Annotated in this window: 3 protein-coding genes and 1 pseudogene; all 4 read left to right on the forward strand. The window is 30.3% G+C overall.

Features of this window, described 5'->3' with window-relative positions; translation table 11 throughout:
• Window positions 1-57: 57 nt before the first annotated feature.
• Window positions 58-855 (forward strand): annotated as a pseudogene (locus tag N784_RS15615) (condensation domain-containing protein); the annotation flags it as partial.
• The gene (locus tag N784_RS17155; RefSeq protein WP_269745345.1) at window positions 847-1,116 is read left to right on the forward strand and encodes a phosphopantetheine-binding protein; all 270 of its coding nucleotides are present in this window, start codon (window positions 847-849) and stop codon (window positions 1,114-1,116) included. The pseudogene N784_RS15615 and the gene N784_RS17155, both read left to right, overlap by 9 nt.
• Before the next feature lie 43 nt (window positions 1,117-1,159).
• Window positions 1,160-1,621 carry a GNAT family N-acetyltransferase gene (locus N784_RS15620; protein ID WP_036836500.1) on the forward strand — a complete coding sequence of 154 codons (462 nt, stop codon included), beginning with the start codon at window positions 1,160-1,162 and terminating at the stop codon, window positions 1,619-1,621.
• A 155-nt stretch (window positions 1,622-1,776) separates the two neighbouring features.
• Window positions 1,777-1,978: hypothetical protein (locus N784_RS17035; protein WP_232306044.1), on the forward strand; the 202-nt coding region annotated here is incomplete at its 3' end.

Genomic DNA, 1,978 nt, shown 5'->3' on the forward strand with positions numbered 1-1,978 from the left:
GTATATTCACATGCTTCGTGATGGCTGGTGTGACGTAGATCCAGTTGGAGTAGTGCGTACTTGTTAAGTCAAATCTTCAATCATAATAATAATCTTATCCAAGGTAAAGAAATTCATATTGATATTAATGATCAGTTTAGAGAGTATCTTAATAAGAATCAAACTTATCAAAAGAGTCTTGAATTTTGGAAAGATTACATTAGGAATATTCCCGAGAAGCCTAAAGTAGAAAATGAAAATTCCAACATGGCTAAAACAGAAAGTATATATCTAGGTAATGATATTACTGAGAAAATCTTAGAATATGCTAAACGGAAGAATGTTTCACCGAATGTAGTATACTTATCTCTATATCTTAAGCTTACTCATGAGGATAACCAGGATGATCTAACAGTAGTAGGAGTCACGAACTCTGGTAGACAAAATTTAGGGTTAGAAGAGTTAAATCTTGTAGGTTGCTTACTTAATACTTTACCTATGAAAGTAGATTTTAAACAGATTCCAACTTTTGATGAATTACTTGATGAAGTTCAAAAGTATCTAACTAATCTAGTAAAGCATGGAGATGTCTCCTTGAATAGTATTCTAAGATCTTCTAAAAGAACTTTAAGAGAGAATAGCGAAATGTTTTCAGATATTTTTGTTTTTCAGGATTACCCAATTAATAATGAACTTTTCGATGAAATAGGGATTTCTGATATAGATTACAGAGCTGGAAGTAATTTCAATAGAAGTTTTATAGTTTCGTTAAACTATAAAACTGAAGTAGGCTTTATGTTTAATGATGAAACTAAACGGTTTAAAATCCAATCGTTCTTAAAAAGATTTGAAGAGGACATTATGAGAATGTTAGAAAATAAACTAGAAATAAATAATTCTAACGATAATGCAATTACTATAGAAAAGATTGTTGTGTCTGCTTGGAAAGACATCTTACAGGTGGATAGTTTAAAGTTGAGTGATAACTTTTTTGATTTGGGTGGAGACTCAATTTCTAGTTTGAGAATCGCATTAAGGTTAAAGAAAAGTAATACTAATATTTCACCGACAGCGATTTTCTCTAACCAGACCATCGAAGAATTAGTAAATCATATTTCGGAAGTTAATACTAACTAAAATCTATATTTTAGTTTGATAAAATTAATTCAGGAGGATGAGCATGCAACTTATAATAGAAAAATTGAGCAATGAAAACGCTAAAGAAATTGCTGATAATTGGAAGTATCCAGATCAATATTCCTTTTATAATATGACAGAAGATCCAGAGGATTATGAAGAGATTACAACACCAGAATTAAGAGCAGACAATTATTTTCAGGTGCTAAATAATAATGAACTGTTTGGCTTTTTCGCTTTATACTCAACTGGAAGTGTAATTGAAATGGGTATCGGAATTAAACCAGAATATACAGGTAAAGGTCTGGGTGAGGAATTTATTAGAATTATAATTGAATTTATTCGAGACAATTACAATATCTCAACAATCCGTTTAAGTGTAGTAGACTTTAATCATAGAGCACAAAAAGTATACAGTAGATTAGGTTTTTCAAAAACGAGGGAGTACTCTCAAGAGACTAACAACTCAGTTTATACATTTATTGAGATGGAGCATTATCTATAATTTGTTTCTACTTTAGTCTAAAAAGGAATAGAATTGTACTTTTGTAAATAGTATAAGTCATATGCTTACTACTAAAAAAAGTGCAGAACTCTGAAAAGCAGAGTTCTGCACTTTTTAAAAGTCGTGAATTATACAGCTATTTAATAGAGGACCTGATGGACAATTTGTCTCAAGTATATTTAACAGGATTGCATAAGATGTTACTTAAATTCTCCTCTAGTCACTCACCTTATTATGGATTGGTACTGGGGTATTTATCTACCTATACTCGAAATGAAATATTAAATAACTCTTATGTTGAAAGTATAGAAACATTCACCGATGTATTAATAAAGGCGATAGAGAATAGTGATATAA

Source organism: Pontibacillus litoralis JSM 072002 (genome assembly GCF_000775615.1).
Taxonomy (GTDB): domain Bacteria; phylum Bacillota; class Bacilli; order Bacillales; family BH030062; genus Pontibacillus; species Pontibacillus litoralis.